Source organism: Janibacter zhangyanbonis (genome assembly GCF_050507325.1).
Lineage (GTDB): Bacteria > Actinomycetota > Actinomycetes > Actinomycetales > Dermatophilaceae > Janibacter.
Genome location: NZ_CP191481.1, coordinates 246,866 through 272,111 on the forward strand (window position 1 = coordinate 246,866; position 25,246 = coordinate 272,111).

The 25,246-nt window shown below is 72.3% G+C and carries 26 protein-coding genes; 18 read left to right on the plus strand and 8 right to left on the minus strand.

Annotation, left to right across the window (positions count from 1 at the left end; translation table 11 throughout):
- Positions 1–192 precede the first annotated feature (192 nt).
- Positions 193–1,476 carry a phosphoribosylamine--glycine ligase gene (purD, locus tag ACQBJO_RS01215; protein WP_255185055.1) on the plus strand — a complete coding sequence of 428 codons (1,284 nt, stop codon included), beginning with the start codon at positions 193–195 and terminating at the stop codon, positions 1,474–1,476.
- 78 nt (positions 1,477–1,554) lie between these two features.
- Here the strand turns inward: purD and ACQBJO_RS01220 are convergent, their stop codons facing one another.
- Positions 1,555–1,797: a WhiB family transcriptional regulator gene (locus tag ACQBJO_RS01220; protein WP_421008022.1), complete on the minus strand. Its 243-nt coding sequence runs from the start codon at positions 1,795–1,797 to the stop codon at positions 1,555–1,557.
- Positions 1,798–1,851: 54 nt separating this feature from the next.
- On the opposite strand from ACQBJO_RS01220, the gene soxR reads away from it, so the two are divergent.
- From soxR to ACQBJO_RS01250, 6 genes are all read left to right on the plus strand, one after another.
- Entirely contained in the window at positions 1,852–2,310 is a 459-nt protein-coding gene (soxR, locus tag ACQBJO_RS01225) for a redox-sensitive transcriptional activator SoxR (protein WP_421008023.1), read from the plus strand.
- A gap of 36 nt (positions 2,311–2,346) precedes the next feature.
- Entirely contained in the window at positions 2,347–2,772 is a 426-nt protein-coding gene (locus ACQBJO_RS01230; protein WP_421008024.1) for a hypothetical protein, read from the plus strand.
- Between the two features lie 73 nt (positions 2,773–2,845).
- Positions 2,846–3,364: a SigE family RNA polymerase sigma factor gene (locus ACQBJO_RS01235; protein WP_255185059.1), complete on the plus strand. Its 519-nt coding sequence runs from the start codon at positions 2,846–2,848 to the stop codon at positions 3,362–3,364.
- Positions 3,361–4,221 (plus strand): hypothetical protein, encoded by an 861-nt coding sequence (locus ACQBJO_RS01240; protein WP_421008025.1) that lies wholly within the window; start codon positions 3,361–3,363, stop codon positions 4,219–4,221. Before ACQBJO_RS01235 ends, ACQBJO_RS01240 begins: the two co-directional genes overlap by 4 nt.
- Before the next feature lie 43 nt (positions 4,222–4,264).
- Positions 4,265–5,164, plus strand: a complete 900-nt coding sequence (locus tag ACQBJO_RS01245) for a phosphoribosylaminoimidazolesuccinocarboxamide synthase (protein ID WP_421008026.1) — start codon at positions 4,265–4,267, stop codon at positions 5,162–5,164.
- A 90-nt stretch (positions 5,165–5,254) separates the two neighbouring features.
- On the plus strand, positions 5,255–5,455 hold the full coding sequence (locus ACQBJO_RS01250; RefSeq protein ID WP_421008027.1) for a hypothetical protein: 201 nt from the start codon (positions 5,255–5,257) through the stop codon (positions 5,453–5,455).
- Positions 5,456–5,594: 139 nt separating this feature from the next.
- Here the strand turns inward: ACQBJO_RS01250 and ACQBJO_RS01255 are convergent, their stop codons facing one another.
- On the minus strand, positions 5,595–7,349 hold the full coding sequence (locus ACQBJO_RS01255; RefSeq protein ID WP_421008028.1) for an alpha/beta hydrolase: 1,755 nt from the start codon (positions 7,347–7,349) through the stop codon (positions 5,595–5,597).
- Positions 7,350–7,498: 149 nt separating this feature from the next.
- On the opposite strand from ACQBJO_RS01255, the gene ACQBJO_RS01260 reads away from it, so the two are divergent.
- Positions 7,499–9,052, plus strand: a complete 1,554-nt coding sequence (locus ACQBJO_RS01260; RefSeq protein ID WP_421008029.1) for a fatty acyl-CoA synthetase — start codon at positions 7,499–7,501, stop codon at positions 9,050–9,052.
- 16 nt (positions 9,053–9,068) lie between these two features.
- Here ACQBJO_RS01260 and ACQBJO_RS01265 read toward each other — a convergent pair whose 3' ends face one another.
- Positions 9,069–10,724 carry an ABC1 kinase family protein gene (locus tag ACQBJO_RS01265; RefSeq protein ID WP_421008030.1) on the minus strand — a complete coding sequence of 552 codons (1,656 nt, stop codon included), beginning with the start codon at positions 10,722–10,724 and terminating at the stop codon, positions 9,069–9,071.
- Between the two features lie 62 nt (positions 10,725–10,786).
- On the opposite strand from ACQBJO_RS01265, the gene purS reads away from it, so the two are divergent.
- From purS to purL, 3 genes are read left to right on the plus strand one after another with little or no spacing between them, the layout of a single operon-like run.
- Entirely contained in the window at positions 10,787–11,077 is a 291-nt protein-coding gene (gene purS / locus ACQBJO_RS01270) for a phosphoribosylformylglycinamidine synthase subunit PurS (RefSeq protein WP_255185066.1), read from the plus strand.
- Positions 11,074–11,745, plus strand: a complete 672-nt coding sequence (gene purQ / locus ACQBJO_RS01275) for a phosphoribosylformylglycinamidine synthase subunit PurQ (RefSeq protein ID WP_255185067.1) — start codon at positions 11,074–11,076, stop codon at positions 11,743–11,745. The genes purS and purQ overlap by 4 nt, the downstream gene beginning before the upstream one ends.
- The gene (purL, locus tag ACQBJO_RS01280; RefSeq protein WP_421008031.1) at positions 11,742–14,015 is read left to right on the plus strand and encodes a phosphoribosylformylglycinamidine synthase subunit PurL; all 2,274 of its coding nucleotides are present in this window, start codon (positions 11,742–11,744) and stop codon (positions 14,013–14,015) included. The genes purQ and purL overlap by 4 nt, the downstream gene beginning before the upstream one ends.
- Positions 14,016–14,112: 97 nt before the next feature.
- Here the strand turns inward: purL and ACQBJO_RS01285 are convergent, their stop codons facing one another.
- Positions 14,113–15,264, minus strand: coding sequence for an MFS transporter (locus tag ACQBJO_RS01285; protein WP_421008221.1), 1,152 nt, complete (start codon positions 15,262–15,264; stop codon positions 14,113–14,115).
- Positions 15,265–15,418: 154 nt separating this feature from the next.
- Here ACQBJO_RS01285 and ACQBJO_RS01290 point away from each other — a divergent pair, with 154 nt between their 5' ends.
- A complete protein-coding gene (locus tag ACQBJO_RS01290) occupies positions 15,419–15,877 on the plus strand; it encodes a MarR family winged helix-turn-helix transcriptional regulator (protein WP_421008032.1) in 459 nt (152 codons plus the stop codon).
- Entirely contained in the window at positions 15,870–16,538 is a 669-nt protein-coding gene (locus tag ACQBJO_RS01295; protein ID WP_255185070.1) for an HAD family hydrolase, read from the plus strand. The genes ACQBJO_RS01290 and ACQBJO_RS01295 overlap by 8 nt, the downstream gene beginning before the upstream one ends.
- A gap of 3 nt (positions 16,539–16,541) precedes the next feature.
- Here ACQBJO_RS01295 and ACQBJO_RS01300 read toward each other — a convergent pair whose 3' ends face one another.
- Positions 16,542–17,357 carry a spermidine synthase gene (locus tag ACQBJO_RS01300; RefSeq protein WP_421008033.1) on the minus strand — a complete coding sequence of 272 codons (816 nt, stop codon included), beginning with the start codon at positions 17,355–17,357 and terminating at the stop codon, positions 16,542–16,544.
- Between the two features lie 129 nt (positions 17,358–17,486).
- Entirely contained in the window at positions 17,487–19,652 is a 2,166-nt protein-coding gene (locus tag ACQBJO_RS01305) for a bifunctional metallophosphatase/5'-nucleotidase (RefSeq protein WP_421008034.1), read from the minus strand.
- 151 nt (positions 19,653–19,803) lie between these two features.
- Here ACQBJO_RS01305 and ACQBJO_RS01310 point away from each other — a divergent pair, with 151 nt between their 5' ends.
- The gene (locus ACQBJO_RS01310; protein ID WP_421008035.1) at positions 19,804–20,181 is read left to right on the plus strand and encodes a sterol carrier family protein; all 378 of its coding nucleotides are present in this window, start codon (positions 19,804–19,806) and stop codon (positions 20,179–20,181) included.
- Between the two features lie 27 nt (positions 20,182–20,208).
- On the opposite strand, the gene ACQBJO_RS01315 is transcribed toward ACQBJO_RS01310, so the two are convergent.
- On the minus strand, positions 20,209–21,267 hold the full coding sequence (locus ACQBJO_RS01315) for a Gfo/Idh/MocA family protein (protein ID WP_421008036.1): 1,059 nt from the start codon (positions 21,265–21,267) through the stop codon (positions 20,209–20,211).
- A gap of 22 nt (positions 21,268–21,289) precedes the next feature.
- Between ACQBJO_RS01315 and ACQBJO_RS01320 the strand changes: the two genes are divergently transcribed.
- A complete protein-coding gene (locus ACQBJO_RS01320; protein WP_255185075.1) occupies positions 21,290–21,523 on the plus strand; it encodes a hypothetical protein in 234 nt (77 codons plus the stop codon).
- 3 nt (positions 21,524–21,526) lie between these two features.
- Here ACQBJO_RS01320 and ACQBJO_RS01325 read toward each other — a convergent pair whose 3' ends face one another.
- Entirely contained in the window at positions 21,527–22,135 is a 609-nt protein-coding gene (locus ACQBJO_RS01325; RefSeq protein WP_421008037.1) for a DUF998 domain-containing protein, read from the minus strand.
- A 60-nt stretch (positions 22,136–22,195) separates the two neighbouring features.
- Between ACQBJO_RS01325 and ACQBJO_RS01330 the strand changes: the two genes are divergently transcribed.
- Genes ACQBJO_RS01330 through purM form a run of 3 tightly spaced genes read left to right on the plus strand, consistent with a single transcriptional unit; the run spans position 22,196 to position 25,237 of the window.
- Positions 22,196–22,552: a MerR family transcriptional regulator gene (locus ACQBJO_RS01330; RefSeq protein WP_421008038.1), complete on the plus strand. Its 357-nt coding sequence runs from the start codon at positions 22,196–22,198 to the stop codon at positions 22,550–22,552.
- A gap of 31 nt (positions 22,553–22,583) precedes the next feature.
- Positions 22,584–24,107 (plus strand): amidophosphoribosyltransferase, encoded by a 1,524-nt coding sequence (purF, locus tag ACQBJO_RS01335; RefSeq protein WP_255185079.1) that lies wholly within the window; start codon positions 22,584–22,586, stop codon positions 24,105–24,107.
- Positions 24,104–25,237 carry a phosphoribosylformylglycinamidine cyclo-ligase gene (purM, locus tag ACQBJO_RS01340; protein ID WP_421008039.1) on the plus strand — a complete coding sequence of 378 codons (1,134 nt, stop codon included), beginning with the start codon at positions 24,104–24,106 and terminating at the stop codon, positions 25,235–25,237. The genes purF and purM overlap by 4 nt, the downstream gene beginning before the upstream one ends.
- The last annotated feature ends 9 nt before the right edge of the window (positions 25,238–25,246 follow it).

Consider the following 25,246-nt stretch of genomic DNA (forward strand, 5'->3'; position numbering starts at 1 on the left):
TTGGTCGGCCACGGTCGACGGTCGCGCGGTCGGTGTCCCCCCTGATGTCTGGACCCGCGACCTTGGGGCGCAGCTCACGGCAGATACCCCCTGCCTGCCGCGAGCTGCGCCCCCCTTTGCGTTCTGCGACCTCTCGCCCGTCGGTCGACGGGAGGGCCCGCGCCCGTCTCGAAGGGCCGTAGGCTCGCCCCCGTGAAGGTTCTCGTCATCGGCTCCGGCGCCCGCGAGCACGCCCTCGTCCGCGCCCTCACCCTCGACCCGACGGTCTCGGCCGTCATCGCCGCCCCCGGCAACCCGGGCACGGAGGCGATCGCGCTCACCGAGCCCGTCGCCGCGGAGGACCCGCAGGCCGTCGTCGAGCTGGCCCGACGCCACGAGGTGGACCTCGTCGTCGTCGGTCCCGAGGCGCCGCTCGTCGCGGGCGTCGCCGACGCCGTGCGCGAGGCCGGCATCAGCTGCTTCGGCCCGAGTGCCGAGGCCGCGCGCCTCGAGGGCAGCAAGGCCTACGCCAAGGAGGTCATGGCCGCCGCCGACGTGCCGACCGCGATGGCGCACGTGTGCACGACGCCGGAGCACCTCGCGGAGGCGCTCGACGCCTTCGGCGCTCCCTTCGTCGTCAAGGACGACGGGCTGGCAGCAGGCAAGGGCGTCGTCGTCACCGAGGACCGGGATGCCGCCATGGCGCACGGTCTGGCCTGCCTGGCGAAGGGGGACGATGGTCGCGTCGTCATCGAGGAGTTCCTCGACGGGCCCGAGGCGAGCCTCTTCTGCATCTGCGACGGCGAGCGGGTCGTGCCGCTCGACCTCGCCCAGGACTTCAAGCGCGTCTTCGACGGCGACGAGGGCCCCAACACCGGCGGCATGGGCGCCTACAGCCCGCTGACCTGGGCCCCCGAGGGGCTCGTCGACGACGTCGTCGCACGGGTCGCCCAGCCGGTCGTCGACGAGATGGCGCGACGGGGCACCCCCTTCGTCGGCGTGCTCTACGTCGGGCTGGCCCTCACCTCCCGTGGCCCGCGGGTCATCGAGTTCAACGTGCGCTTCGGCGACCCCGAGACCCAGTCGGTGCTCGCCCGGCTCGAGTCGCCGCTGGCGGTGCTGCTCGCCGCAGCCGCCGAGGGCCGGCTCGACGAGCACGACCCGCTGCGCTGGCGCCCGGAGTCGGCGGTGACCGTCGTCGTCGCGGCCGAGGGCTACCCGGCCAAGCCGGTCACGGGCACGCCGATCGGTGGCCTCGACGCGATCGCCGACGGCGAGCTCGCCGAGCACGTGCACGTGCTGCACGCCGGCACGACGACGAACGACGGTCAGCTCGTCTCCTCGGGTGGGCGGGTCCTGTCGGTCGTCGCCCTCGGCGACGACCTCGCCCGGGCTCGCCAGCGGGCCTACGCGGCCGTCGACCTCGTCGAGCTCGACGGCGGCCATCACCGCACCGACATCGCCCTGCGCGCCGCCCGCGGCGAGATCCGCGCCTGACCCCAAACTCTGCACAACCCTAGGGTTGTGCAGAGTTGTCGGCCCTGAACCCTGCAGAACCCTGGGGTTGTGCAGGGTTCAGGCGGCGACGTCCTTGCGGGGGCGCCCGCGCACCCGCTTGCGGGGGATGACGGTGCCCTCGTGAAGGATCTCGCCGCCCCACACGCCCCACGGCTCGCGGCGCTCGAGCGCGCCCTGCAGGCACATCGTCCGCAGCGGGCAGTCGGCGCACAGCGACTTGGCGTACTCCAGGCCCTCAGGTGTCTCGGCGAACCACAGCTCGGGCGACATGGTCTGGCACGGCGGGGTCGTCTGTGTCATGCGTCCACCCTCCAACCTCAAGTTCACGTGAGGTCAAACCGCTAGCCTCGGGGCATGGACACGCGCGACCTGCTGACCATCGGGGAGACCGCGGCCCGGGCTGGCGTGAGCGTCCCGACGCTGCGCTTCTACGAGACCAAGGGGCTGGTCCACGCCACCCGCACCCCGGGCAACCAGCGGCGCTACGCGCGGCACACGCTGCGCCGGCTCGCCCTCGTGCGCGCGGCCCAGCGCTTCGGCCTGTCCCTCGACGAGATCCGCGAGGCGCTGGACTCCCTTCCGGCGCAACGGCCCCCGACCGCGCGTGACTGGCAGCGCCTCTCGCGCCGCTGGCACGATGCGCTGCAGGCGCGCATCGACGCCCTCGTCGAGCTGCGTGACACGACGAGCGGGTGCATCGGCTGCGGTTGCCTGTCGACGTCGAGCTGCCCGATCTACAACCCCGGCGACGAGCGCGGCAGCGAGGGGCCGGGCGCCCGCCGCTGGCCGGCCGGACTCCGCGACGAGGGTTGACCCCCCTTCGCCCGTCCGTGGTGGGAGCATGGCCGCATGACAGGGGAGCCCGGGACCACGACCGCCACGACCGCCGCACAGCGCGCCGAGGACCGGACCGAAGGGGGCGGAGGTCGCCTCGTCGCCTGGCTGGTCACCCCCTTCGCCGCCGTGGTGCCGTGGCTCCTGATGGTGGGTGGGGCACTGCTCGTCGTCGCGGCCCTGCTGTGGGCGGTGCTCACCGCCTGGTCGTCGTCCGGGACGACCGTGGCCGGTCTGGCCACCCTCGCCGCCGGTCTCTTCGTGGCGACCAGGGCCGGCGCGAGCCTCGTCGCCGAGGTGGGGCGCGAGGGGCCGGTCACGCTGCAGACCCCGCTCTACAGCGTGGCCAACGAGACCGTCCTGCTGCCGCTGGGGGCCGTGCTCCTCGCGGCCGGGCTCGGCGCCGCCGGTGCCCGCCGGCTGGCCCGCCGCCGGCGCTGACCCAACCGATCGCGGGCTCGACGCATCTGGATGGGTGACCGGGATCGTCCCGGTCGGTGCGAAGGGGAGTGACGTGAGGTCTTCGAGCGAAGCCGACTTCCGGGAGTTCGCCGCATCGGCGATGCCCCGGCTGCGGCGGGTGGCGCTCGGCATCAGCCGGGACCCGCACGCCGCCGACGACCTCGTCCAGACGACGATGGAAAAGCTCTATGTCGCCTGGCCCAAGGTCGCCCGCGCCACGTCTCCCTACGCCTACGCGCGGCAGACCCTCGTGCGTTCGTTGCTCGCCGAGCGCCGCCGGCTGAGCTGGGGGCGCGAGGTCGTCGCCGACGACGTCGACGGCGGCAGCGTCGACCCCGGTGAGGCCACCGACGCCCGGCTCGTCGTCCACGACGCCCTCGCTGCGCTCACCGCCCGCCAGCGCGCGTGCGTCGTCCTGCGTCACCTCGAGGGCCTGTCGGTCGCCGAGACCGCGCGGGCGATCGGGTGCAGCGAGGGCACGGTCAAGAGCACGACGAGCGATGCGCTCGCCCGCATGCGCACCCACCTGGACGACCCCGCGCCCCGCGCGGCGGAGAGGAGCGCGTCATGAGCACGACCGAGGATCAGCGGCTCGTCGAGGCGGCCGTGGCCGCGCGGGAGTCGGAGGGGGCCGGGTGGCCGGGGTCCGTCGACGACGTCGTCGCCGGTGGCCGTCGCCGCGTGCGCCGCCGCAGGGCAGCGGTTCTCGTGCCCGCGCTGGGCCTGACCCTCGTCGCCAGCGGCCTCGCCGCGACCCTGACGGGTGGCCGGGGTGAGGTCCAGCCCGCGCCGCCGGTGTCGACGAGCGCGTCGTCGTCCTCGACGCCGACGACCTCGCCCACCGCGAGCACGACCACCTCGCCCACGGCCAGCGCGACGTCGACCCCCTTCGCCGGATGGGACGGCTGCACCCTGCGACCGGAGACCTGCGACGGCACGGTGGTCGCGGGCTGGTTCGCCGACCACGTCGCCGCGCTGCGCGCCACCGGCGACCTGGCCTTCGAGGACGCGGCGTCGACGAGCTCGCTCGAGGGGTTCCCCGCCGGCACGCGGTGGTTCACGACGGCGCACATGGAGTCGATCGTCGACACCGACCAGCCGATCGACCAGATCGTCTTCCCGCCCCAGGTCGACGTCTACGTCACGGCTCGGGGCTCGGGCAACTACTTCTGGGAGCCGCGGCCCGCCAGCGACCCGGGGCCAGCGGAGAGGAAGGTGCGCTCGGTCGAGGTCCGGCCGGGACTTGAGGCCAGGGTGGTCGACGGGCAGGGGCAGGACACCTGGGCCGTGCCCGAGGGGGAGGGGCACGGTGCCGTCTACGTGCTCGTCCAGGAGAAGCCGGGCAGCGACGGGCGCGTCTTCACCGACGACGCCGTGGTCGACCTGCTCCGGCTGCTCCTCGAGGACCCCGAGGTGACCGGAGGCTGAGGCGAGCGGCGGCTCCCTTCGTCCTGCTGCGAGGATGTGCGCCATGACGACTGACGGCCACCTCGAGCTGCCCGGCTACGCCCACGTCTACTCCGGCAAGGTGCGCGACCTCTACGCGCCGGTCGGCGCCGACGGGCAGCCGCGCCAGGACCAGTTGCTGCTCGTCGCGAGCGACCGGATGTCGGCCTACGACTTCGTCCTCGACACCCCGATCCCCGACAAGGGCGCGGTGCTCACGCAGATGTCGCTCTGGTGGTTCGACCAGCTCGCCGACCTCGTGCCGCACCACGTCATCTCGACCGACGTCCCCGCGGCCGTCGCCGGCCGGGCGGTGCTCGTCGAGCGCCTCGAGATGCTGCCCGTCGAGTGCGTCGCCCGCGCCTACCTCACCGGCGGCGGGCTGGGGGAGTACCAGTCAACCGGCGCCGTCAGCGGCATCGAGCTGCCGGCCGGCCTCGTCGACGGCTCGCCCCTGCCGGAGCCGATCTTCACCCCCTCGACCAAGGCGCCCGTCGGCGAGCACGACGAGCCGATCCCGTACTCCGGCGTCGTGGCCGAGATCGGCGAGGACCTCGCCGCGCGCGTGCGCGACCTCACCGTGCGGATCCTGCAGCGCGGCAACGAGATCGCCACCGAGCGCGGCATCATCCTCGCGGACACGAAGGTCGAGTTCGGCATGCGCGGCGACGAGATCGTCCTCGCCGACGAGGTGCTCACACCGGACTCGTCCCGCTTCTGGCCCGCTGACGAGTGGCAGCCGGGCCGGCAGCAGCCGAGCTTCGACAAGCAATATGTCCGCGACTGGCTGACCTCGCCGGCGAGCGGCTGGGACAAGAGCTCGGGCGAGGCGCCCCCTTCGCTCCCGGAGGACGTCGTCGCGCAGACCCGGGCGAAGTATGTCGAGGCCTACGAGCGGCTGACCGGGCAGACCTTCTCGGCCTGACGCGCGTCGCAGGTCCGGTCAGGCGCCGGCCTGGAGCCGCAGCCCCGCGAGGATGAGGTCGAGGCCGGCGAGGAACTGCTCGCGGTCGTCGTGGCCGGCGTCGGCACGACCATCGCCGCCCTCGTCACGACCCGCCTGCCCGCCGGGGCCTGGAGCGAGAGTCTCGTCGCCTCCTTCTTCCACGGCGAGCGGATCACCTATGCGGTCCTCGCGGTCGTCGTCGTCGGCGCCGTCGCCGCCCTCGGCGCCAGCTCCCTGACCGACTCGCGCTCCACCGAGGAGCCGCACTGAGCCGGCCGCACTGAACCGGCCGCACTGAGCCGGCCACGCTGAACCGGATCACGGATGTGCCGAGGGGCGAAGGGGGGAGTCCCCCTTCGCCCCTCGGGTCCTCGAAGCGGCCGCGGGCGGCCTCCTCAGGCAGCGAGCGTCAGCGCACGACGGTCGGTGCCGGGAAGCCCTGGCCGCGGGCGGCCTTGGGCAGGGACTTCGTGGCGAGCAGCTGCTGCACCGTCTCCTCTACGGGCTCCTCGGTGGCAGGGAAGGGCTCGGACTCCGCCGGGCAGGTGGCATCGCTCGACGGTGAGGCGCCGGAGACGAGGTAGCGGTCGACGCGCGTCGTGACGCACTGGGAGACGCCGTAGGCCGTGTGGCCCCACGAGTCGCTCGAGATCAGCCGCGAGCGGCCGAGCGTGTTGCGGGTCTGGACCGCGCCGTCGTAGTTGGTGGCCGGGTCCCAGTAGTTGCCGACGATGAGCACGCCCTTGGGCGAGACCTTGTCGTAGGGGCCGACGTAGGCGTCCTCGTCCTGGCCGGTGAAGGAGTCGCCGGCGCACCCGGCGCTGCCCCAGAGCCACAGCGGGCCGAAGCCAGGGGCCTTGGTCTCCTGCTGCTTGGCGTAGGCCGGGTAGTCGGCGATCTTCGTCGTCTCGCGGCTGTCGGTGCAGGTCACGGAGAGGAAGGCGTCGAGCGAGTTGTCGTAGGCGAAGGCGCGCCGGGGTGCCTGGTCGGCCTGCTTGATCGCCGTGATGGTGCGCTGGTCGACCTGGTGGCCACCGGCGCGACGTGCCGCGGCACCCTGGGACTGGCCGATCATCCACTCGATGTCGCTGAGCATGAAGTCGACGAGCATCGGCGCCTCCGGGTCGTAGAGGCCCGACAGCACCGTGCCGACGAGGTCGGCATAGGTGAGGGTCATCTCCTCGCCGGTGTAGGGGTCGGTGATGACGGCCGGCTCCTTCTTCAGGGACGCGGTCATCGCGGCGTACTTCTTCTTCGGGTCGCCGCCGGTGGCGAAGGAGCACCGGTCGGGGCCGGCCTTGCCGCACTCGGTGAGGATCTTGTCGAGCGCCTTGTGAGCACCGACGCCAGAGCGCAACCGACGCTCGAGGGGGAGGCTCTGGTTCCACGCGGTGCCCGACCAGGACGTCGGGCTCAGGGTGCCGTCGATGACGATGCTGCGGAAGTTGCCGGGGAACATATTGGCGTAGGTGGTGCCGAGGTGGCTGCCGTAGGAGAAGCCGAGGTAGCTCAGCGGTCCGTCGCCGATCGCGCGCCGGACCATCTCCATGTCGCGGGCGACCTCGGCGGTCGACATCGACGTCGCGAGTGCATTGGTGGAGCAGGCCCGGGAGATCTTCTTCATCCCCTGGATCCAGCGCTGCTCCTGGGTCCAGCCGACGGGGAAGGCGCTGCTCACCTTGCTGAAGACGGTGTCCTGGTCCTCGACGGGCAGGCACTGCACGTGGTCGCTGAAGCCGACGCCGCGGGGGTCGACGCCGACGACGTCGAACTTCGCGCGGACCTCCGGCGAGAGCCACTGGTCGGCGAAGTAGGCCATCTCGGTCGACGAGCCGCCGGGGCCGCCGGGGTTGACGAAGAGCGTCCCGATCCGCTTGCCCGTGGCGGGCAGGCGCAGGACGGCGACATTGGTCTTCGTGCCCGCTGGCTTGTCGTAGTCGAGCGGCACCTTGGCGTTGGCGCAGCGGGCTCCGCCGTAGCAGCTGAACCACGACAGGCGCGGCGTGGCGACCTTGTTGAGCTTGCTGTTCTCGCTGGGCTTCCACGCGGTGGCGGTGGTGTCGGCCTGCGCCGTGGTCGGTGCCGCGGTGGCGGTGGTCGTGAGTCCCAGTCCGAGGGCGGCGGTGGCGCCGAGCGCGAGCGCTCGCAGTCTCAAGCTGTGCATGTGTCATCCCCTGTGTCCCGGCACCGAGTGCGCCGGCTGCGATCAATCTAGGGGTGAGGTGCATCACTTGCCCGGCAAGGTCGCCCGGGGTGTTTCACGGACCGACGAAGGGGGATGACGCGGCGCCCCTGCGCGGGCAGACTGCCCGCATGTCGACGACGACCGAGATGGCCACCGCCCGCGCCAACGGACTCGGGGAGGTGTTGCGCCGCAGCGCTGCTCGCCACCGGGACAAGGTCGCGATCATCGACGGCGAGGTCCGCTGGACCTATCGCGAGCTCGACGCGATCGTCACCTCGGTGGCCGCCGGCCTCGCCGCGCGCGGCGTGGCGAAGGGGGACCGCGTCGCCCTGCTCAGCCGCAACAGCGCCGACTTCGCCGCGATCGCCTGGGGCGCGGCACGGCTCGGCGCGATCCTCGTGCCGATCAACTTCATGCTCACCGCCGACGAGGTCGGCTACATCCTCCGCGACAGCGAGCCGGTCGCGGTGGTGACCCAGTCGGAGTTCGTCGCCACCGCCGACGAGGCGATCGCCGCGAGCGGGCTCGAGATCGGGACCCGGGTGGTGACCGGCGACGGGAGTGGCGGGTGGACCCCCTTCGCCGACCTGCGGGCCACCGACGCGACCGGTTGGGAGCCGCCGACCGTCGCCGACGACGACCCGATCCGCCTGATGTACACCTCCGGCACCGAGTCCCGGCCGAAGGGGGCGCTGCTCACCTCCCGCGCGCTGCAGGCCGAGTACCTCAGCGCGATCGTCGACGGCGGCATGAGCGGGGACGACATCGACCTGCACACACTGCCGCTGTACCACTGCGCCCAGCTCGACTGCTTCCTCGGGCCGGACATCATGCTCGGCGCGACGAGCATCATCCTGCCGGCGCCCGACCCGGCGACCGTGCTCGCCACCATCGCCGAGCACGGGGTGACGAAGTACTTCGCGCCACCGACCGTGTGGATCTCGCTGCTGCGGCACGCCGACTTCGACGGCACCGACCTGAGCAGCCTGCGCAAGGGCTACTACGGGGCGTCCCCGATGCCGGTGGAGATCCTCAAGGAGATCCAGCAGCGGCTGCCCGACGTCGACCTGTGGAACTTCTACGGCCAGACCGAGCTCGCCCCCGTCGCGACGATCCTGCCGCCGCACGAGCAGCTCTCCCACGCCGGCTCCGCAGGCCGCCCGGTGCTCATGGTCGAGACCCGGCTCGTCGACGACGACGGCAACGAGGTGCCCGTCGGCGAGGTCGGCGAGGTGGTCCACCGCAGCCCGCAGATCGCGGCGGGCTACTGGCGCAACGCGGACAAGACCGCCGAAGCCTTTGCCGGTGGCTGGTTCCACTCCGGTGACCTGGCGATCGCGGACGACGAAGGGCGGATCACGATCGTCGACCGCAAGAAGGACATGATCAAGAGCGGTGGCGAAAATGTCGCCTCCCGCGAGGTCGAGGAGGCGATCTACGCCCACCCCGACGTCGCCGAGGTCGCGGTCTTCGCCCTGCCGGACGCGAAGTGGGTCGAGGCGGTCACCGCGACGGTCGTGGCGAAGGAGGGGTCGGGCCTGACCGTCGAGTCCGTCCAGGAGCACTGCGCCAAGGTCCTCGCGACGTACAAGCGGCCCAAGCGGATCGAGATCCTCACCGAGCTGCCCAAGAACCCGAGCGGCAAGATCCTCAAGCGCGAGCTGCGGGAGCGCTTCAGCTGATGGTGCGCCGCTCGGGCTAGTCCTCCTCACGCGAAGGGTGGTTGCGCGCGATCTCCCGGTCGGTGAGCACGATGTGCACCGCGAGCGCGACGGCCGCCAGCACGGCGACGGTGAAGAAGACCATAGCGATCGCCGGGAAACCGAGGATGCGCGCGTCGGTCTCGACGCGCATCATCATCGCCGCGCCGATGATCGTTGCCGCGATGATCAGGCCGAGGGTCAGCCGGTTGGCGACCCGCTGGAGCACGAGGTGCAGCCGCTGCTCGTCGATGGCGTCGACCCGCACCCGCATCTCGCCGCGGGCGAGGGTGTCCAGGATCCGGTTGGCCCGCTTGGGCAGCTGCGCGGTGAACTCCTTGGTCTCGATGGCTGCCGTGAGCAGCCCTCCGGGCGAGACCTTGAGCGACGAGGCGAAGATGTCGGACACGTTGTCCCGGATCGCGTCCGCGGGGGAGAAGTCAGGGTCGAGGTGGATGGTCGTCTGGTCGAGGTTGAGCAGCGCCTTGCCGATCATCGCCATCTCCGCCGGTGGTCGCAGGCCGTGGACCCCCGAGAGGCGCGACAGCTCGACGAGCAGTCGGCCGGCCTGCACATCGGAGCCGCTGGCCACCGCCTCGCTCACGAGGTGCGCCACGTCGTCGCGGAAGGCCGCGGCGTCGTGGTCCTCGAGAGGGTGGCCCATGTCCGCCAGGATGGCTGCGGCCTCCTCGCCCTCACCATCGTTGATCGCGAGCAGGAGCTTGGTGACGTGCGTCTGCACCCGCTGGGGCACCGTCGCGACCATCCCGAGGTCCAGCAGGGCCAGGCGCCCGTCGTCGGTGACGAGCAGGTTGCCCGGGTGCGGGTCGGCGTGGAGGACCCCGTCGTCGAGGATCATCCGCAGATAGCAGTGGAAGAGCTGCTCCACGAGCGGGCGGGCGTCGAGGTCGATGAGCGCCAGAGGCCCGAGGTCGGTGACCTTGCGGCCCTCGATGTGCTCCATCGTCAGCACCCGGGTCGTCGTCAGCTGCATCACCGGCTCCGGCACGACGAGCCGGTCGTGCTCGGCGGTCAGCTCGATGAAGCGCAGCAGGTTGCGCGCCTCGCGGCGGTAGTCGAGCTCGTCGACGAGCGAGCGGCGGAACTGGCGCAGCAGCTGGTTGAGACCGTAGGAGCGACCGATGCTCGTGTGCTTGTCCGCCAGGCCGGTGACGGTGTCCAGGGCGTCCATGTCGCCGCGGACCGCCTCGCGCACGTCGGGACGCTGCACCTTGACGACGACGTCCCTCCCGGAGCGGGTCGTCGCCCGGTGGACCTGGCCGAGCGAGGCCGCCGCGAGCGGCTCCTCGTCGAAGAACGCGAAGAGGTCCTTGATCCGCGCCCCGAGCTCCTCCTCGACGATCTCGCGGACCTGCTCGAAGGGGAAGGGCTCCACCGAGTCCTGCAGCCGGGTCAGGGCCTGGGTGTAGGCCGGCGGCAGCAGGTCGAAGCGCGTGGAGAGCAGCTGGCCGAGCTTGATGTACGTGGGCCCCATCGCCTCGAGGTCCGCGGCGAAGGCCTTCGCCCCCTTCGTCGCCCCGTCCGGCAGGTCCTCGTCGGCGCCGAGATCGTCCTGCTGCGCTCCGGCGAGCAGGTCACCCCGGCCGTGACGCAGGAGGAGTCGCACGAGGTCGGAGTACCGGCTGCTGCTCATGGGTCCATCCTGCCCAACTAGACTCGCCGCGGACGCACCCCCTTCGCACCAGGAGATTCCCCGTGGGACGCATCGTCGTCGACGTCATGCTCAAGCCCGAGATCCTCGACCCCCAGGGCCAGGCGGTCCGGGGGGCGCTGCCCCGGCTGGGGATCGACCAGTTCACCGACGTGCGGCAGGGCAAGCGCTTCGTGCTGTCCGTCGACGGCGACGTGACCGAGGCGCACCTGGCGTCGGCCCGCGAGGCCGCCGAGACCCTCCTGTCCAATCCCGTCATCGAGGACGTCGTGAGCGTCCACGAGCTCACGAGCGACGAGCCGGAGCAGGCGCCGATCACCGGGGCCGGCGCGTGAAGATCGGCGTCGTCACCTTCCCCGGCAGCCTCGACGACTCCGACGCCCGCCGCGCCGTGACCCTCTGCGGCGGCGAGGCCGTCGCCCTGTGGCACGGCGACGCGGACCTGCACGGCGTCGATGCCGTCGTCATCCCCGGCGGCTTCTCCTACGGCGACTACCTGCGCGCCGGGGCCATCGCCCGCTTCGCCCCGGTCATGGGCGAGGTCATCACCGCGGCGAAGGGAGGGATGCCGGTCCTCGGGATCTGCAACGGCTTCCAAATCCTCACCGAGTCGCACCTGCTCCCCGGGTCGATGATCCAGAACGACCACCGCAAGTTCCTGTGCAAGGACCAGGTCCTGCGCGTCGAGTCGACCTCGACGGCGTGGACCTCCGGATTCGAGGCCGGCCAGGAGATCAGCATCGTGCTGAAGAACCAGGACGGCCAGTTCGTCGCCGACGAGGCCACCCTCGACCGGCTCGAAGGGGAGGGACAGGTCGCCTTCCGCTACGTCGGCGGCAACCCCAACGGCTCCTCCCGCGACATCGCCGGCATCACCAACGAGCGCGGCAACGTCGTCGGCCTCATGCCCCACCCCGAGCACGCCGTCGAGGAGGGCTTCGGCCCGAGCCTCGACGGCCGCACCTTCTTCACGTCCGTCCTCGAGCAGGTGGTGTCCGCGTGACCGTCAGCAACCTCGACACCGTGACCGTCGCGCAGGGCAGCCCCGACACCGAGCAGCCGTGGGCCGAGCTCGGGCTCAAGGCCGACGAGTACGAGCGCATCCGCGAGATCCTCGACCGTCGCCCGACGAGCGCCGAGCTGGCGATGTACTCGGTCATGTGGTCCGAGCACTGCAGCTACAAGTCCTCGAAGGTCCACCTCAAGCGCTTCGGTGACCTGCCGGCCGAGACCCCGCTCGGCAAGACCCTCGCCGGCATCGGGGAGAACGCGGGTGTCATCGACATCGGTCAGGGCTGGGCGGTGACCTTCAAGGTCGAGTCCCACAACCACCCGAGCTATGTCGAGCCCTACCAGGGTGCCGCGACCGGCATCGGTGGCATCGTCCGCGACATCATGGCGATGGGCGCCCGCCCGATCGCGGTGATGGACCCCCTTCGCTTCGGTGCCATCGACCACCCCGACACCGCCCGCGTCCTGCCCGGCGTCGTCAAGGGCATCGGCGGCTACGGCAACTCCCTCGGGCTGCCCAATGTCGGCGGCGAGATCGTCTTCGACGACTGCTACCAGGGCAACCCGCTCGTCAACGCGCTGTGCGTCGGCTCCCTTCGTCACGAGGACCTGCACCTCGCCAACGCGTCGGGCACCGGCAACAAGATCGTCCTCTTCGGCGCCAAGACCGGCGGCGACGGCATCGGCGGTGTGTCCGTCCTGGCCTCCGAGACCTTCGAGGAGGGTGGCCCCGCCAAGCGGCCCGCCGTCCAGGTCGGCGACCCCTTCGCCGAGAAGGTGCTCATCGAGTGCTGCCTCGACCTCTACGCCGCGGGCGTCGTCGAGGGCATCCAGGACCTCGGCGGAGCCGGGCTGTCCTGCGCGACCTCCGAGCTCGCGTCCGCCGGTGACGGCGGCATGCAGATCGAGCTCGACAAGGTGCCGCTGCGCGACTCCACCCTCCGCGCAGAGGAGATCCTCATGTCGGAGTCGCAGGAGCGCATGATGGCCGTCGTCGCGCCCGACAAGCTCGACGCCTTCCTCGCGACCACCGGCCGCTGGGACGTCGAGGCCGCCGTCCTCGGCGAGGTCACCGACGGCGACCGGCTCGTCATCACGTGGCACGGCGAGACGATCGTCGACGTGCCGCCGCGTTCCGTCGCCCACGACGGGCCCGTCTACGAGCGTCCGATCGCCCGGCCCGAGTGGATCGACGCGGTCCAGGCCGACGCGAGCTCCTCCCTTCCCCGTCCCGCGGACCTGGGCGCCGACCTGCTCGCGCTGCTCGCCTCGCCCAACATCTGCGACAAGTCGTGGGTCACCGACCAGTACGACCGCTACGTCCTGGGCAACACCAAGCGGGCCATGCCGCACGACTCCGGCGTCATCCGCGTCGACGAGGAGTCCGGCCTGGGCGTCGCCGTCTCGACGGACTGCAACGGCCGCTTCGGCCGGCTCGATCCCTATGCCGGGGCCCAGCTCGCGCTCGCCGAGTCCTACCGCAATGTCGCGACCTCCGGCGCCCTGCCGCTCGCCGTCACCGACTGCCTCAACTTCGGCTCGCCGGAGGACTCGGGCGTCATGTGGCAGTTCCAGCAGGCCATCGGCGGGCTCTTCGACGCCTGCCTCGAGCTCGGCATCCCGGTGACCGGCGGCAACGTCTCCTTCTACAACCAGACCGGCGAGACGGCGATCCACCCGACGCCCGTCGTCGGCGTCCTCGGGGTCATCGACGACGTCGCCACCTCGGTCGCCTCCGGTTTCGCTGCCCCCGGTGAGGTCGTGCTGCTCCTCGGCGCGACCCGGGACGAGCTCGACGGCGGCGAGTGGGCGCACGCCCTGCACGGTCACCTGGGCGGGCAGCCGCCGCGGGTCGACCTCGCCGCGGAGAAGGCGCTCGCATCCTTCTTCGTCGACGCCGCCCGCCGCGGTGCCCTGGCCAGCTCGCACGACCTGTCCGACGGCGGCCTGGCCGTGGCGCTGGCCGAGTCGGTGCTCACCGGCGGCACGGGTGCCTCGGTCGACCTGACCCCGGTGCTCGAGCGTGACGGCATCGACGCCTTCACCGCGCTGTACTCCGAGTCGACGGCTCGTGCCCTCGTCACGGTCCGCTCCGAGGCCGACGTGGCCACGGTCGTCGGCATCGCCGAGACGCACGGCGTGCCCGTCGCCCGCCTCGGTGTCACCGACGGTGACCGGCTCAAGGTCAAGGACGCCCTCGACCTCGGCCTCGACGAGATGCGCACCGCCCACACCGGGACGATGGCCCGCTACTTCGGCTGAGCCCCTCCCACCGCACCAGCAAGCTGTGGCCGATCACCTCCGGGTGGTCGGCCACAGCTCGTGGGCGCGGGGTCTCGTGGCGAAGGGGGGCGCAGCCTCAGCGACCCCGGGCCAGCCGGTCCACGCCGAGGCTGACGACGAGCGCCGCCGCCGCCATGGCGGCGCCGACCCACAGCGGTGAGGTGTAGCCCAGGCCCGCGGCGATCGTCAGGCCACCGAGCCAGGCGCCGATGGCATTGCCGACGTTGAAGGCCGCGATGTTGGCGCCCGACGCGAGGGTCTGGGCATCGCCCGCCCAGGACATGACCCGGGTCTGCAGCGGCGGGACGGTGGCGAAGCCGAAGCCGCCCATGAGCACCAGCGCGACGACGGCCAACCAGGGCGAGCTCGCGACGAGCGCGAAGCCCACCATGACGAGTGTCAGCGCCGCGAGGGTCCCGACGAGAGTCCGGGACACCGACCGGTCGGCCGCCCGGCCGCCGAGGGTGTTGCCGACGAAGAGGCCACCGCCGAAGAGGATGAGCAGCCACGGCACCGTCGCCGACGCGAAGCCGGAGACGTCGGTGAGCAGGAAGGCGATGTAGGTGAAGGCACCGAACATCCCGCCGAAGCCGAGCACGGTCATGAGCAGGGAGAGCCACACCTGGGGCTCGCGGAAGGCGGCCACCTCGTGCCGGAGCGAGGCGCTCCCTTCGCCCTGACCAGCGCCGCGCGGCACGAGCGTGGCGATGGCGACGAAGGCGAGGACGCCGATCGCGGTGATCGCCCAGAAGGTCGAGCGCCAGCCGAGCTGCTGACCCAGCAGGGTGCCGAGCGGCACGCCGAGGACGTTGGCCGCGGTCAGGCCGGTGAACATCACCGCGATGGCGGCCGAGCGTCGCGCCGGAGCCACGAGCGAGGCGGCGACGACCGAGCCGATGCCGAAGAAAGCGCCGTGGCACAGGGCCGCGACGACCCGGCCGACGAGCATCGCCTCGTAGCTGCCGGCGACAGCCGAGAGGGTGTTGCCGGCGATGAAGAGCGTCATCAGGCCGAGGAGGACGCGCTTGCGGTCCAGCCGGGTGACGGCCGCGGTGAGCACGATCGCGCCGACGGCGACGGACAGCGCGTAGCCGGAGATGAGCCAGCCCGCGGTCGCTTCGTCGACGCGGAAGTCGGCTGCGACCTCCGGCAGCAGGCCGGCGATGACGAACTCCGTCAGGCCGATGCCGAAGCCGCCCGCGGCCAGGGCGACGAGCCCGGCCGGCACCCGTCGGGTCGAAGGGGGCGTCGCCCCGGTCGTCGGGTCGGCCTCGGCCGTCGATGCGTCCTGCGCCGATAGAGCGCGTGTGCAAGTAGTGGTCATGGAGAGGGAAACTAGTTGCACACGCGGGTTGTTGCAAGTCGACTGCTAATCTTGGGCCATGGGAATCGCTGATGACGCCGTCGAGATCCGCGCCCGCGGCTGGCGCACCCTCGCCGCGCTCCACGGTCACATCGAGGCCGTCCTCGAGCGTGAGCTCCAGGGCGAGCACGGCCTGTCCGTCGTGGAGTTCACCGTCCTCGACGCACTCAGCCGGCAGGAGGGCTGGCACATGCGCATGTCCCAGCTCGCTCGTGCCGCCGCCCTGTCGAGCAGCGCGACGACCCGCCTGGTCAACCGGCTCGAGGACCGCGGCCTGCTCACCCGGATCATCTGCGCCGACGACCGGCGCGGCATCTACACCGAGCTGACCCCCGCGGGGCGTGAGCTCCTCGAGACTGCCCGCCCTACCCACCACGAGGTGCTCGAGCGGGCACTCGACGAGGCTCGCGAGCAGCCCGAGCTCGCCCCCCTCGTCGACGCCCTGCACGCCCTCGAGGTCGTCCCGACCCATGCCTGAGGCCCCCTGGCTCGTCATCTTCGACTGCGACGGGGTGCTCGTCGACAGCGAGCGCCTCAACGTACGCACGTGGACCGGCATGATGCGCGACGCCGGCGTCGACTTCACCGAGGCCGATGCCGTCGAGACCTTCGTCGGCAAGGCCTACAAGGACAACCGGGTCACCCTCACCGAGCTGACCGGCGCCGTGCCGGATCCCGAGTGGGAGCGCGCTTGGCGGGCCGAGTTCGCCCGCAGTCAGGAGGAGCTGGAGCCGGTCCCGGGTGCTGCCGAGGCGGTGGCTGCGGTCCGCGAGCTGGGCCTGCAGGTGTGCGTCGCCTCGGGCTCGCTCCGTGCGGCCATCGGCGCGAAGCTCGCGCGCACCGGGCTGGAGGGACTCTTCCCCGAGTCCGCGCGCTTCAGCGCCGAGCAGGTCGAGCGCGGCAAGCCGGCACCCGACGTCTTCCTCCTCGCCGCCGAGTCCATGGGCTTCGCCCCCGACCGGTGCGTCGTCGTCGAGGACAGTCGCGCGGGCGTCGAGGCGGCCGTCGCCGCCGACATGCCGGCGGTCGGCTACCACAGCGACATGACCCCGGCCGGCTGGCTCGACGAGGCGACCGCGGTCATCACCGACATGACCGACCTGCCCTCGGTCGTCTCCCGGATCACCGGCGCGGGCTGAGGGTCAGCGCACCCGCCAGGCTCCCGGATCGGGAGCCGTCGGCGCAGGCCGCGAGTCGGCGTCGGTCAGCGCGCGGCCGCCGGCCGTGCGCCGGGCCAGTTCGTTCGCGCCGAGCACCCCCGAGGGGAAGGGCCAGCGCCCCACCTGCCGCCGGATCTCGTCGAGGTCGAGCGGGCGGTGCGCGGCGGCGAGCACGGCATTGCCGTAGCGGCGCCCCTTGATGACGTCGCGCATCGCGACGAGGGCCAGAGAGCCGTTGGGGGAGAAGGCCGCTCGCAGTCCGGCAAGGACATCGGCGAGATGCCGCCAGCCCGGCTCGTCGGGGGAGTTCATGACGAGCACGCCGTCGGGCCGCAGGACCCGCGCCACGTGCCCGAAGAACTCGACCGTCTGCAGGTCCGCCGGGACCCTCCCTTCGTCGAAGGCGTCGACGACGACTGCATGGGCCGAGGCGTCCTTGAGCGCCTCGAGACCGGGTCGGCCGAGCTGGGGCCGCACGCGGATCCGGTGCCCGCGGGGCAGCGGTAGCTGCTCGCGGACGGCCGTGGTGAGCGCCTCGTCGGGCTCGAGGACGATCTGCGGCGAGCCCGGCCGGGTCGCGTGCACCCAGCGCGGCAGGCTCAGCCCGGCCCCGCCGACGTGGGTCACGCCGAGCGGCTCCGGCGCGGGGTGGACGGCGTCGAGCACGGCCGCCATGTGCTGCACGTACTCGAAGACGAGGTGCTCGGGGTCGTCGACGTCGACGTGGCTCTGCGGGTGCCCGTCGCGCATCACCGTCACACCGCCGTGCTCATCCGGCACGAACTCGACCTCCGCCATGGGGCAACCCTCACACAGGTGCCGCTTCGGTCGTCGAGGTGGCCGAGCCCTCGCGAGGCCCTCGAGACGCGAAGGGGGCCACGCACCGACCGGTGCGTGACCCCCTTCGGGTCGTGCGTCAGGCGCTGGTCACCGGACCAGGCCGGTCGCCCGCCCCTTGCCCTGGCCCGGGTGCTCGCCGGTGCGGCCCTTGCCCTGGCCGGGGTGCTCGTCGGTGTTGCCGCGGCCGTGGCCCTTGCCCGTGCCGGGACCCGTGCCCTTGCCGTTGCCGTCGCCGTGACCACCGCCGGTCTCGGCAGCGGTCACCGTGACGGGGAAGCTCGCCGTCGTGCCGCCCGGGGCGGCGACGAGGCGGACCGTGCTGTCGCCGGTGACGCCCGCGGGGGCGGTGAAGCTGATGTCCGCGGTGCCGTTGCGGGTCGGGACGCCGTCGACGAGACCGGCCGTGACCGGGAAGGTGCCGACGGAGGTCTCGCCGACGAAGACCTCGACCTCGGTGGTCGTCGGGGCGCCCTTGGAGGTCATGTCGAAGCCGGAGGCGGTGAAGGAGACCTGCTCGCCCTCGGTCAGCTCGCTCGGCTGACCGCTGATCGCGACGGCCTGCTTGCGGTAGTCGGGCTCGACGACGTCGCGGGCACCGAAGTAGTTGATGAAGGCGTCGGTGTCGATGAGACCCGAGTCCTTGCGGTCGGTGCCCTCGCCGAGGACGGTGAAGTTGTCACCGCCGCTGATGAGGAAGGAGCCGGAGGCGATCGTGTAGGTCGCGGCCTCGTCCACGGGCGCACCGTCGACCATGACCGAGGTGATGTGGCTGCCCTTCGCCGCGTCCGGGTCGAAGGTGTAGGTGACGTTGTCGGACAGGCCGAGCTTGAGGAAGGGCCGCGACTCACCCTCCGGCTGCCACTGCTGCTCGAGCAGGGTGCGCAGCTGGGCGCCGGTGATGTCGACCGTCATCAGCGTGTTGGCGAAGGGGTTGATCGACGCGGCCTCCGCGTAGGTCACCTCGCCGGGGGCCTCGGCGGCCGTCGGGGCGTACATGAGGTCCGAGCGCAGACCGCCGGGGTTCATGATGCCGATGTCGGCGCCGCTGCGGCCGGGCTGGTTGAGCGCGTCGAGCCAGATGTCGGCGGTGAGGTTGCCGAGGGTGGACTCGCGCTGACGGTCGTCGCGGCCGCCGGCGGCGCTGAAGGCGGTCGTGATGTCGCTCGAGACCTTGCCGACGACCTGCTTGCCGACCTCGGCGGCCTCGCTGACGGCGGTGTCGACGATCGCGGCGGCCTCGACGTAGGCCGGGTCGGCGGCGCAGTCCGCGGTCGGGGCGCTCACCTTGAGGTTCGTCGCCGAGTACTGCGTGACCTTGCGCGTCTGCGGGTCGAAGCCGAGCTGCACCTGGCCGAGCGGGTTGCCGTAGGAGCCGGACTGGATGATCGGGCGGGTGCCGCCACCGGGGGCGGGGGCGTCCCAGGCATAGGTGCGGTGGGTGTGCGCGGTGAAGATCGCGTCGACCTCGCCGGCCGTGTCGTTGACGATGTCGGCGAAGGCGCCGCCCGCCGCGACCTGCTCGTCGAGGGTGCTCGTGTCGTCGCCGGTGGTCGCGCCCTCGTGGTACTCGGCGACGACGATGTCGGCCTCGCCGTTGGTCGCGTCGCCGTCCTTGAGCTGGCCCGCGACGCGGTTGACCGCGGCGACCGGGTCGCCGAAGTCGACGCCCGTGATGCCGGCGGGGGAGACGAGCGAGGCGGTCTGCTCGGTGACCGCGCCGACGACGCCGACCTTGAGACCCGAGACCTCGATGATCGTGTACTCGTCGAGGGCGGGCGACGTCGTGCCGCGCTCGTAGACGTTGGCCCCCAGCAGGTCGAAGTCCGCCGCCTGGGAGACCCGCCCGGTGAGGTCGGACATGCCCTGGTCGAACTCGTGGTTGCCCACGGCGCTCGCCTTGAGCCCCAGCGCGTTGAGGAACTGGATCGTCGGCAGGTCCTGCTGCGACGAGGAGGTGAAGGGGGAGGCCCCGATGTTGTCGCCGGCAGACAGCAGCGCCGTCGAGTCCTCGCCGAGCGCCGCGCGCGTCGAGACGACGGTGCACGCGAGGGACTTGCCGAGCGTGCCCTTGTTGTCGGCGTCGATGCGACCGTGGAAGTCGTTGAAGTTCAGCAGGTTGACCGTGGTCAGGACGGGGTCGATCGATCCGGGCTGGACCGGGTCGGCGGCGTGGGCGGTGCCGGCCGTGGCGACGAGTGCGGCGACCGCACCCGCTCCGACGAGCAGCGACGCGCCCCTCTTCTTCAGGGACATGTGGGTTCCTCCGGGACAAACAGGGGTGTGTGACGTGCCCGACACCGGGCGCATCGCACCCGATCGTGCCCTACCGGGGAGACGGGCGCAGGACGAAGGGGGGAGGTTTCCTGACGGTCGGGTGAACCTCTGGTGGTGGGAGACTGACGCCGTGGCCGGACGACGACGCATTCCCGTGGACGAAGGGTGGGCCGCGCTGCACGCGTGGTCCGCCAGCGACGACCGCTCGGCGGTCGACCGGGCGACGGTGGCGACCGCGGTGCGGCACACGGTCGCCGAGCTCGCCGACGTGGCCCCCGGCCGCAGCGTCGAGGTGCGGGTGCCTCCCTTCGCCGCGGCGCAGTGCGTCGAGGGGCCGGTGCACACCCGCGGCACCCCGCCGGCGGTCGTCGAGACCGACCCGCAGACCTGGCTGGAGCTGGCCGTCGGTGACCTCGCGTGGGCCGACGGCGTCGCCTCGGGCCGGGTGCGGGTGAGCGGTCAGCGGACCGACCTGTCCGCCCACCTCCCGCTCACCGCATCTCCCTGAGGTCGTGCGCCTCCGGTTCGCATTTCCTCAAGGTCGTGCGGACCGAAGGGAGCTGAGCAGCTCCTCGGCGACCTCGAGCACCCGCACGCTCTCGGCGAGGGGCATGACCGGCGACTCGGTCTCGCCGGCGGTGACCCGCACGGCCACCTCCGTGGCCTCGTGCCGCAGGCCGCGGTGCTTCTCGATCGGGTCACCCGCCATCGTGTCGAGGACGACGCCGTCGGCGCCGACCAGTCGCATCGTCGTCGGGGTGTAGAACTGCGTCTCGAGCTCGAGGCGGGCCCACGTGCCGTTGACCGAGGCGGTAGTCGGCGACGAGACGGACATGTCGGTGGCGCACGAGGCGACCGCTCCGCCCGGGCCCTGGACGACGAAGGCGACCCGACGGTCGACGCCACGGTCGGTGAGCGACCCCAGCCCGGCCGCCGAGCTGATCCCGCCGAGGACGAGCGAGGCGAAGGAGAGCGGGTAGATCCCCAGGTCGAGCATCGCGCCGCCCGCGAGGTCCGGGCTCGCCAGCCGCTCGGGGCCGTCGGGCCACAGCTGGATCGAGTGGTCGGCGAGCACCGTGCTCACCTCGCCGAGCATCCGGGCGTCAAGCACCTGACGCAGGACGTCGATGTGGGGGAGGAAGCGGGTCCACATCGCCTCCATGCAGAAGACACCGGCCTCGCGGGCTGCGGCGGCGATCTGCGCGGCCTCGTCGGCCGTGGGGGCCAGAGGCTTCTCGACGAGCACGTGCTTGCCGGCGCGGATCGCGAGGAGCGCGTGCTCGAGGTGCTCGCTGTGCGGGCTGGCGACGTGGACGACGTCGACCTCCGGGTCGGCGACGAGGTCGGCATAGCTGCCGTGGGCCCGCGCGCCGGGGACGTGCTCGCCGACGAAGGCCTGCGCGCGCTGCGTGTCCCGCGAGCCGACCGCGACGACCTGCTGGGCGGTGCCGCGCAGCGAGATCGCCATCTGCCCGGCGATCCACCCGGCACCGAGCAGGCCCCACCGCAGACCGGGCGCGGCCGCCGGGTCGGGGGTGCGCGGCGCAGGGAGCTTCATCCCGGGGACATCGGCATGCGGGCGCTGGCTGCTCATGGATCCAACCTACGATGGAGGCGTGAGTGCGCAGCGTCCCCGGAGCAACCCCAAGCCCGTCCCCTTCATCGTGACGGGGGCGATCATCGGCCTGGTCGTCTTCGGCGTCGTCAGCATGCTCGGCCCCGACCGCAACGCCGGCTTCAACATCGACTACGACCCGGGCGCCGCCCTCGGCTTCATGAGCGTGCTCGGCCTGTGCGTCGGTGGCTTCGTCGGCGCGGTCGTCGTCGCCCTGCTCACCTATCGCAAGTAGTCCTCAGGCCCGCGCCAACGCCACCGCCGAGACGAGCGGTGCGAGGGTGACGGCGAGGATGAAGGCCCGCTCGCTCACCCCGAAGGTCCGCGACCGCAGCGGCCGCACGACCAGCGAGACGACGAGGCACACGAGCGCGACCGCGGCGACGTGGTCGAGCAGGGCCAGGCCGGGCGGCGCCGCCCCCGTGAGCCGGACGAGCAGGTCCCCGGTCGGTCCGATCGTCGAGTAGGCGATGGTGAACCACGCGACCGCCAGCACCATGTGCAGCCGGCCGAGCGGCGTCGTCTCGGCGCCCGGGCCGTCGGTCGGCACGTGCGGCATCGTCGCGAGCACCGCGGCCAGTGCCAGCAGCCAGAGCCCGAGCGGCACGCTGCGGGCGGGGGCCGGCACGGTCAGCGCGGCCAGACCCAGCACGGCCCAGGCGGCGGCCGCGGCCCGCGACGCCGCCGTGGCGAGGCGCCGCGTCGCCGGTGACGTCGAGCGCGCGTAGTCGCTCACCGCGTGCCGAAGGGGGTCGATCCCCCCGGGCCGCAGGTGCAGCAGCGCGAAGAGACCGAGTCGGCAGACGAAGAGTGCGGCGGCGGCGGCGAGGGCGAGGGGCGTGGTCACGGCTCGACGCTAGAGTTTCAAGCGGCTTGAAGGTCAAGTCCTCGAGAGCCGGGAGCTGGCATGCGCATCGGAGAGCTCGCCCGCCGCACGGGCCTGGCGCCGTCGGCGATCCGCTACTACGAGGAGCGCGACATGTTCAGCCCCGGGCAGGTGCGGCGCCTGCCCAACGGCTACCGCGACTACACGCCCGAGGCCGAGCAGCGTCTGGCCCTCGTCCTCGCCGGTCGGGCCGCGGGCTTCGGCCTCGACGACATGCGCACCCGGATGCAGCACTGGTCGACCATGAGCGACGCGGAGCGGTCCGACATCCTGCGGGACCAGCTCGAGGTCCTCGATGCGCGCATCGGTGAGCTGGATCGCAGCCGTCGCGAGATCGCCGCCGTGCTGGGCGTGCTCAGCACCCGGCTGGGGGGCTGAGCGGCGCGGGCCGTGTGGGAGACTGGACCTCGTGCCACGCGGAGACGGAAACCTGTCCCACGACCTGCTCCCCGGCGAGAAGGGACCGCAGGATGCTTGCGGTGTCTTCGGCGTCTGGGCGCCGGGTGAGGACGTCGCCAAGCTGACCTACTACGGGCTCTACGCCCTGCAGCACCGCGGGCAGGAGTCCGCGGGCATCGCCACGAGCAACGGCCAGCAGATCCTCGTCTACAAGGACATGGGGCTGGTTTCCCAGGTCTTCGACGAGCGGAGCCTGTCCACCCTTCGCGGTCACATCGCCGTCGGCCACTGCCGCTACTCCACGACCGGCGGGTCCACGTGGGAAAATGCGCAGCCCACCCTCGGCGGCCACGACGCCGGCACGGTCGCGCTCGCGCACAACGGCAACCTCATCAACTCCGCCGAGCTGCTCGAGCTCGTCGAGTCGCGCTCCGAGACCCCCGAGGTCGACGGCACCTGGCGGGGCCTGTCGAAGGGCGAGCTGCGCCGCGGCAACACGACGGACACCGCCCTCGTGACCGCGCTCCTGGCCGGCGAGCAGGACCGCTCCCTCGAGGAGGCGGCGATGGAGCTGCTGCCCCAGCTGAGCGGCGCCTTCTGCTTCGTCTTCATGAACGAGGACACCCTCTACGCCGCCCGCGACCCGCAGGGCCTGCGCCCGCTCGTCATCGGCCGGCTCGAGCGCGGCTGGGTCGTCGCCTCCGAGACGGCGGCGCTCGACATCGTCGGCGCCTCCTTCGTCCGCGAGGTCGAGCCCGGAGAGCTCGTCGCCATCGACGAGGACGGCCTGCGCACCCGCAGCTTCGCCGAGCCGACGCGCAAGGGCTGCGTCTTCGAGTACGTCTACCTGGCCCGCCCCGACACGACGATCAACGGGCGCACGGTCCACGAGGCCCGGGTCGAGATGGGCCGCGCCCTGGCCCGCGAGCACCCGGTCGAGGCCGACCTGGTCATCGCGACGCCCGAGTCGGGAACCCCGGCCGCCATCGGCTACGCCCAGGAGTCGGGCATCCCCTTCGGGCAGGGCCTGGTCAAGAACGCCTACGTCGGCCGCACCTTCATCCAGCCGAGCCAGACGATCCGCCAGCTCGGCATCCGGCTCAAGCTCAACCCCCTGCACCACGTCATCAAGGGCCGGCGGCTGGTCATCGTCGACGACTCGATCGTGCGCGGCAACACCCAGCGGGCCGTCGTGCGGATGCTGCGCGAGGCCGGCGCCGCCGAGGTGCACGTGCGCATCTCCTCGCCACCGATCAAGTGGCCCTGCTTCTTCGGCATCGACTTCGCCACCCGGGCCGAGCTCATCGCGACCGGCCTCGGTGTCGACGAGATCTGCACCTCGCTGGGCGCCGACTCGCTCGGCTATATCAGCGAGGACGGCATGATCGCGGCGACCGAGCAGTCGCGCGACGAGCTGTGCACGGCCTGCTTCTCCGGGACCTACCCGATGGAGCTGCCGAGCGAGGACCGTCTCGGCAAGTCGCTGCTCGAGCTGGAGTTCACCCCGACCGAGGAAGCGGTACGACGCCCGTGACGACCCCCGAGACCACCCCGTCGCAGACCCCGATCACCTACGCCGACGCCGGCGTCGACGTCGAGGCCGGTGACAAGGCCGTCGACCTGATGAAGGAGTCGGTCCGCCGCGCCACCCGCCCCGAGGTCCTCGGCGGCCTCGGCGGCTTCGCCGGGATGTTCGACGCGAGCGCCCTGCAGGGCATGCGCCGACCCGTGCTCGCGACCTCCACCGACGGTGTCGGCACCAAGGTCGCCATCGCCCAGGCGATGGACCGGCACGACACGATCGGTCAGGACCTCGTCGGCATGGTCGTCGACGACATCGTCGTCTGCGGCGCCGAGCCGCTCTTCATGACCGACTACATCGCCACCGGCCGCGTCGTGCCCGAGCGCATCGCCGCGATCGTCGGCGGCATCGCGCGGGGCTGCGAGCTCGCGGGCGTCGCCCTCGTCGGCGGCGAGACCGCCGAGCACCCCGGCCTGCTCGACCCCGACGAGTACGACGTCGCCGGTGCCGCGACGGGTGTCGTCGAGCACGACGAGGTCCTCGGTCCCGACCGGGTGGCCGCGGGCGACGTCGTCGTCGCGCTGGCCTCCTCGGGCCTGCACTCCAACGGCTACTCGCTGGTGCGCCGCGTCATCGCCGCCGCCGGCTGGCAGCTCGACCGTCACGTCGACGAGCTCGGCCGCGCCCTCGGCGACGAGCTGCTCGAGCCGACCCGTATCTACTCGCGGGCCCTGCTCGACCTCGTGCGCGCCGACGACGTCGACGTGCACGCCCTCAGCCACGTCACCGGCGGTGGCCTCGCGGCCAACCTCGCCCGGGTGCTCCCGCAGGGCACCATCGCCCGCGTCGATCGCGCCTCGTGGACCCCGCCGCCGATCTTCTCCCTCGTCGGGGAGCTCGGTGCCGTCCCTCGGGCCGACCTCGAGCGGACCCTCAACATGGGCATCGGCTTTGTCGCGGCCCTGCCGCAGGCCAGCGTGGATGCGGCCATCGCCCGCTCCCGGGCCGCCGGCATCGACGCCTGGGTCCTCGGCGAGGTCGCCGACGCCGCCACGACCGAGCCGGTGGCCGGCGTCGAGGTCGTCCAGGGGGCGAAGGGAGTGCACGGCGGGGCCGTGCAGGTCGTCGGGGAGCACGCCTGACACCCGCGG

Bases quoted from the DNA above. Each gene is read 5' to 3' on its own strand.
- ACQBJO_RS01220 (WP_421008022.1), bottom strand. From the start codon at position 1,797: ATGACACAGACGACCCCGCCGTGCCAGACCATGTCGCCCGAGCTGTGG.
- soxR (WP_421008023.1), top strand. From the start codon at position 1,852: ATGGACACGCGCGACCTGCTGACCATCGGGGAGACCGCGGCCCGGGCT.
- ACQBJO_RS01230 (WP_421008024.1), top strand. From the start codon at position 2,347: ATGACAGGGGAGCCCGGGACCACGACCGCCACGACCGCCGCACAGCGC.
- ACQBJO_RS01240 (WP_421008025.1), top strand. From the start codon at position 3,361: ATGAGCACGACCGAGGATCAGCGGCTCGTCGAGGCGGCCGTGGCCGCG.
- ACQBJO_RS01245 (WP_421008026.1), top strand. From the start codon at position 4,265: ATGACGACTGACGGCCACCTCGAGCTGCCCGGCTACGCCCACGTCTAC.
- ACQBJO_RS01255 (WP_421008028.1), bottom strand. From the start codon at position 7,349: ATGCACAGCTTGAGACTGCGAGCGCTCGCGCTCGGCGCCACCGCCGCC.
- ACQBJO_RS01260 (WP_421008029.1), top strand. From the start codon at position 7,499: ATGTCGACGACGACCGAGATGGCCACCGCCCGCGCCAACGGACTCGGG.
- ACQBJO_RS01265 (WP_421008030.1), bottom strand. From the start codon at position 10,724: ATGAGCAGCAGCCGGTACTCCGACCTCGTGCGACTCCTCCTGCGTCAC.
- ACQBJO_RS01290 (WP_421008032.1), top strand. From the start codon at position 15,419: ATGGGAATCGCTGATGACGCCGTCGAGATCCGCGCCCGCGGCTGGCGC.
- ACQBJO_RS01295 (WP_255185070.1), top strand. From the start codon at position 15,870: ATGCCTGAGGCCCCCTGGCTCGTCATCTTCGACTGCGACGGGGTGCTC.
- ACQBJO_RS01300 (WP_421008033.1), bottom strand. From the start codon at position 17,357: ATGGCGGAGGTCGAGTTCGTGCCGGATGAGCACGGCGGTGTGACGGTG.
- ACQBJO_RS01305 (WP_421008034.1), bottom strand. From the start codon at position 19,652: ATGTCCCTGAAGAAGAGGGGCGCGTCGCTGCTCGTCGGAGCGGGTGCG.
- ACQBJO_RS01315 (WP_421008036.1), bottom strand. From the start codon at position 21,267: ATGAGCAGCCAGCGCCCGCATGCCGATGTCCCCGGGATGAAGCTCCCT.
- ACQBJO_RS01330 (WP_421008038.1), top strand. From the start codon at position 22,196: ATGCGCATCGGAGAGCTCGCCCGCCGCACGGGCCTGGCGCCGTCGGCG.